The 5,670-nt window shown below is 47.7% G+C and carries 3 protein-coding genes; 1 reads left to right on the top strand and 2 read right to left on the bottom strand.

The features are described 5' to 3' along the window. Positions 1–456, top strand: a 456-nt coding sequence (locus Q0668_RS10040; RefSeq protein WP_298863706.1) for a sialate O-acetylesterase, incomplete at its 5' end; no start/stop codon positions are given. A gap of 87 nt (positions 457–543) precedes the next feature. On the opposite strand, the gene Q0668_RS10045 is transcribed toward Q0668_RS10040, so the two are convergent. Both Q0668_RS10045 and Q0668_RS10050 read right to left on the bottom strand, forming a co-directional pair. Continuing rightward, on the bottom strand, positions 544–2,019 hold the full coding sequence (locus tag Q0668_RS10045) for a DUF1501 domain-containing protein (protein ID WP_298863709.1): 1,476 nt from the start codon (positions 2,017–2,019) through the stop codon (positions 544–546). 90 nt (positions 2,020–2,109) lie between these two features. Beyond that, positions 2,110–5,319 carry a DUF1553 domain-containing protein gene (locus Q0668_RS10050; protein WP_298863712.1) on the bottom strand — a complete coding sequence of 1,070 codons (3,210 nt, stop codon included), beginning with the start codon at positions 5,317–5,319 and terminating at the stop codon, positions 2,110–2,112. Between the last annotated feature and the right edge of the window lie 351 nt (positions 5,320–5,670).

Here is a 5,670-nt window from a genome sequence, read left to right on the forward strand (position 1 = left end):
GCGGCTTTCGGGGGGACACCCCTTAGCCGTTGGGTAAAAGACAAAGATCTTTATGAACGCGCAGTGAAGTGGGCAAAGGAAAACCAGAAGCACGGCGTGATCAAGGGGGCGATCTGGCATCAGGGGGAGGCAGAATGCAAGAACCCGGAACTTTATAACTCTTACCAAAAACGGCTTTCCGGGATGATTGTTGATTTGCGAACTGATCTTGGTGAACCAGAGTTGCCGTTTGTAATGGGGGAACTGGGTGAGTTTTTAGAGCGGCCCGGAGTGAGTACCGTTAACAGTGCGTTACATGGAATTGCAAAAGAAGTGCCGTCGACAGCAGTGGCTTCTTCGAAAGGTTTGCCTGCCAAAAAAGATCAGGTTCACTTCAATGCCAAGGCAGAGCGGGAGTTTGGAAAACGCTATGCTGAGCAGATGCAAAAATTGCAGAAAAAAAAGGCAGGCAATTAGTTTTTGATCAGCGTTTAATATTCAATAGAAAATGGATCGCCGTTTCTGAAAGCGGCGATCCATTATTTTTTCAGGTATGAATTTCTATCAGGCGAGAATTTCTTTGACGGGGCTATGATCTTCAACGCCTGTCAGACGTTGATCGAGGCCCTGGAATTTATAACTGAGCTTACGGTGATCAATTCCCAGGCATTGGAGAATGGTTGCGTTGAATTCATGGATGTGAACAGGTTTATCAACAATGTTATAGCTGAAATCGTCTGTAGTGCCGTGAACGACTCCCTTTTTGATTCCGCCCCCAGCCATCCAGACACTAAAGCAGCGAGGATGGTGGTCTCGTCCATAGTTATCCTTAGTCAATTTACCCTGACAGTATGCGGTTCGACCAAATTCACCACCCCAGATGACCAGGGTGTCGTCCAGCATGCCGCGTTGCTTTAAGTCCTTCACTAAAGCCGCCGCTGGTTGGTCAATGTCGTTACATTGTTTTGGTAATGCACCGCCAATGTTTGCGTGTTGATCCCAACCGCGGTGGAAGATTTGCGAGAACCGCACGCCCCGTTCTGCCATGCGACGTGTGAGCAGGCAATGATAGGCGAATGTACCCGGTTTATGGACGTCAGGCCCATACATGTCGAGTGTAGCTTTGGTCTCTTTTGAAATGTCCGTCAGTTCGGGAACTGAAGTTTGCATGCGGAAGGCCATTTCATATTGAGAAATCCGTGTTTGAATTTCCGGATCGCCGATGGCGTTGAATTCGTTTTGATTCATTTCCGCCAATGTATCCAGCATTCGTCTTCTTAATTTAGGAGAAACGCCGGGAGGATTTGAAAGAAACAAAACCGGGTCCCCTTTTGAGCGAAGCGAGACGCCCGAGTATTTACTGGCAAGAAATCCACTGCCCCAGAGTCGGTTATAAAGTGCCTGCGCCTGCTGTCGTCCGGACCAGGTTGAAGTTAAGACGACGAATGAGGGTAGATTTTCATTCATTGATCCCAGGCCGTAGCTTAACCAGGAACCAAGACTGGCGCGACCGGGGAGTTGGTTTCCGGTGCAGATATAAGTGATGGCGGGGTCATGGTTGATTGCTTCGGTCCAGATGGATCTAACAATGGAGATGTCTTTGACGATACTTGCAGTATGCGGGAGGAGTTCACTGATCCAGGCTCCTTCTGAGCCGTTATCATATTTTTTAAATTTGAATTTGGAAGGCGCGAGTGGAAAACGGGCCTGTCCCGAAGTCATCGTGGTCAGCCGTTGGCCTTTTCGAACCGATTCGGGGAGGTCTTTATCGAACAGTTTGTTTAGGGATGGCTTATAGTCGAACGTGTCAATCTGAGAAGGAGAGCCCGCCATAAATAGATAGATGGCACGTTTTGCTTTAGGGGCAAAGTGTGGAATGCCCGGCAATCCTCCCGTGGCTTTCATTCCAGGGGCTGCCGCCTGGGTTTGCTGATGACCCGATTCCAGAGAAGCGAGAGCAGCCGTACCCAGCCCTAATCCACCGGTTTTGAAAAAATGGCGTCGGGAAATTTGAGAGAGATGTTCCTGCATGGGATTCATAACAATACCTTGTGATTTCTATTGATTCAGTTTTGGAATTCTATTTTTTTTCCGATTTTGATTTGGTTGTCAATTTCCAGATGAATGTAATTAGTTTTTGCTGAGGACTTCATCTAAGTTAAAGATGAGGTTTGCAATCATAGTCCAGGCGGCCAGCTCCTGCGGATTCAAAGTCGCATCCGGTTTGGATTCACCAACGGCGATCAATTTTGCTGCCGCTTTAGGGTCTGCTTGATAATGTGACAGCATATCCTTGAATGTATTCAAAGTGAGTGTCAGATCTTTTGGTGCTATCGGTTTGGCAGTCGCTAATAGATACGCAAATTTAATGTGATCTTCCGGAGACTTGCCTCCTTCTTTCATCATACGCTGAGCGAGGGCACGTGCTGCTTCCAGATATTGCGGATCATTTAATAGCAGTAATGCCTGCAAAGGAGTATTAGTACGTTCTCTGCGCATTGTGCAGGTTTCACGACTGGGTGCATCAAACGTGGACATTTCTGGTGGTGGAGAAGTCCGTTTCCAGAACGTATACATGCCGCGGCGGTATACCTTGTCGGCACCGGCATCCTTTGTGAAGCGGACTGTGTTCGAGCCGGAATAACCAACGGCGTGCCACAATCCATCAGGCTGTGGTGGTTTGACGCTGGGGCCACCAATTACGGGAACCAGCAAGCCACTGACTGCCAGTGCCTGGTCACGGAGTGTTTCTGCATCCAGGCGGAAGCGAGGTCCTCTTGCAAGCAAGCGGTTTTTCGGGTCTTTCTGGTAGAGGGCGGGGGTTACATTTGAGCGTTGTCGATAGGTGGCTGACATCAATAGTTGCTTCATAAAGCGTTTGATATCCCAGTGGTGTTCCTGGAAGTCAACCGCTAACCAATCCAGCAGTTCGGGGTGAACAGGATTGGCTCCCTGATTCCCAAAGTCTTCGCTGGTTTCCACAATGCCCACACCAAACAGTTGCTGCCAGAAACGGTTTACGGTAACACGTGCTGTCAGTGGATGATTGGGGGAGACGAGCCATTTTGCCAGTCCCAGTCGGTTGACTGGCCATTCGGCTGCCATCTTCGGGAATTGAGAGGGAGTCTTTCGAGTGACTTTCTCACCTTTCTGGTCATATTGTCCGCGTTTCAAATTGAAGGCTTCTTTCATCTCTTTTCGCTCACGGAACACGAGAGTCGTTGGTAGAGATTGCGCCAGCTTTTCGTTCTGCGCTTTGATTTGAACTTTTTTTGCCAGCAATTTGCGGTATTCTGAATCGAATTGATTCAAATAATATTGTCGCAAAAGATCTAACTGCTGCGGAGAGCGTTTGTCTACGGCTAATAGCAGGATCGGTGCGATCTGGTTATCAAAATAAACCTGATTGACTTCCGTTTCGGAAAGCTCATGATCGTAGATTCGAAATTCATCGGCGAATCCGTTGGTTAAATGTGCCTTCGTGTTGGAGTGGCCCAGTAGCAGGTTGGTCGAATTCAATGGTGTTGTATTTTTGAATGAGTCAGAGGAAATCGTCAGTTCAGCAGATTTTCCATCAACGTAAATTGTAACTCCGTGTGCTTTGGATGAACCATCATAGGTCACACAGACATGATGCCACTGGTTGGGAGTCATTTCATTATTTTTTGTTTGAACCTGAACGGCATAACCAGGCCAACGGTCAATGAGTCTGACGCTGAGCGTCCGTTTTGTGATTTGCAAATCGTAACCACGCTCGCGCGAATTGGGGTTGATACTCGAAACAATGGGTCCTGAAGTCGCGCCGTTGGTTTTGACCCAGATAGCAAAACTAAAAGGAATCGCCTTGGCAAACTGGCCAGTTTTTCCCAGGTCCAGGTAGCTGCCGGGAGCAAACTGAAATCCGTTTGCAAATTTACCAGCGACCCATTTCGGTGCGCCTTTGACTGTGGCACTATTTTTTTGGTTCACCTGATCGACGGCTTTTGCGCCTGTTTTTTCATTGAGGTTATAAGCCGCTAGTAATCCATCTGGCTGAGGAATCGAGAGATTCGGGTTGCTGCCGGTTTTCTGGATATCCTGTTTCCATTTTAACCAGGATTGGAACGCTGGTTCGTTGGTTTTGATTCTGCTGGATCCCTGTTGATCCAAGGCGGCTATTTGATCTTTAAAAGCCTTAAGTTGTTTTGACTGTTTTGCGTTGGGAACTCTCAATGAAGGGGGCGAATCTTTGATGTTTCCATCCATGGCGGGGCCATCCAGGTTATTGAAGAATGCAAACATCTGGTAAAATTCAGCTTTGGTAAACGGGTCAAATTTATGATCATGACAGACGGCACATCCGAGTGTTAAACCCATGAAAGCCTGTCCGGTGGTTTCAACGCGGTCAATGACATTACGCACATAGACTTCTTCGGCAATCGCACCACCTTCATTTGTTGTGACATGACAACGGTTAAAACCGGTGGCGATTTGTTGATCCATTGTAGCGTTGGGAAGCAAATCACCGGCCAACTGTTCGATTACAAATTGATCGTAGTACATGTTCTTATTGAAAGCATTGATGACCCAGTCTCGATACGGCCACATTTCGCGATAGTTATCGAGGTGCAGCCCATGTGTGTCACCGTAGCGTGCGATGTCGAGCCAGTAACGGCCCATGTGTTCGCCGTAATGAGTTGATTGCAGCAGTCGATCAATCACTTTTTCATAGGCATTGGGAGACTGATCTTTCACGAATGCTTCTACCTCTTTTGGCTGGGGAGGCAAGCCGGTCAGGTCCAGCGTCACACGTCTGATGAGAGACCGTCGGTCTGCTTCTGGTGAAGGTTTCAGTCCTTCTTTTTCCAACCGCGATAAAATAAACTGGTCGATGGGAGTGCGAGCCCAGTTCTGCTGTTTGACGATTGGAGCGGCTGCTTTTTTGGGTGTCACAAAAGACCAGTGATCTTGCCAGATTGCGCCTTCCTGAATCCAGCGATTCAACAGAGCGATTTCTTCGGGTTTGAGGGTTTTTCCACTATCTGCCGGTGGCATTTTGAGATCGGCGTCGGTTGATGAGATGCGAGTCAACAGTTCGCTTTGTTTGACATCCCCGGGGACGATGGCTTTGTGTCCGTCCAGGTCAGCAAAGGCGCCGTCTTTTGTATCAAATCGGAGGTCAGCCGCTCGTTTATTGGCATCCGGTCCATGACATTGAAAACAATTCTCTGAAAGAATTGAGCGAATTTTCGCAGGCGAGACTTTTTCGGGATTCTGTGCGCTGACTTGATTGAGTGAGCAGCAGAGAATGAAAAGGACAAGAGCAGTGAAAAAACGTTTGCTCAAACACACAAGAAGCATGACATTCACCTTCTGGATAATAATTTTCAAGTCGAAGATTCACCTTTTGGAGAGGTGACGTCTGTGGCTCAACTTGTCAATGAATCTCTGTCGATACCTGTCCGACCGACAAGCCAAATCAGTTTGCAGCGGTGGTAGCTGAACCACATGGTTCAACAGGCGGGATGGTAGTGTCTTCAGGAACGGATGAGTAAAGCTGAAGTTCCTGAATTCAGGTTCATCCCCTCATTCTAATGTCCGTCAAAAGCCTTTGCAAGACGTCGATAAATAGAATTTGACGTATCTTATTGTGAATCAAATGTTTGGGTTTGAGCTGATTTTCGGAGATCATAATCAATTGTTGTGTATTAA

The sequence above is a fragment of the uncultured Gimesia sp. genome (assembly GCF_937910335.1).
Classification (GTDB): domain Bacteria; phylum Planctomycetota; class Planctomycetia; order Planctomycetales; family Planctomycetaceae; genus Gimesia.

Bases quoted from the DNA above. Each gene is read 5' to 3' on its own strand.
- Q0668_RS10045 (WP_298863709.1), bottom strand. From the start codon at position 2,019: ATGAATCCCATGCAGGAACATCTCTCTCAAATTTCCCGACGCCATTTT.
- Q0668_RS10050 (WP_298863712.1), bottom strand. From the start codon at position 5,319: ATGCTTCTTGTGTGTTTGAGCAAACGTTTTTTCACTGCTCTTGTCCTT.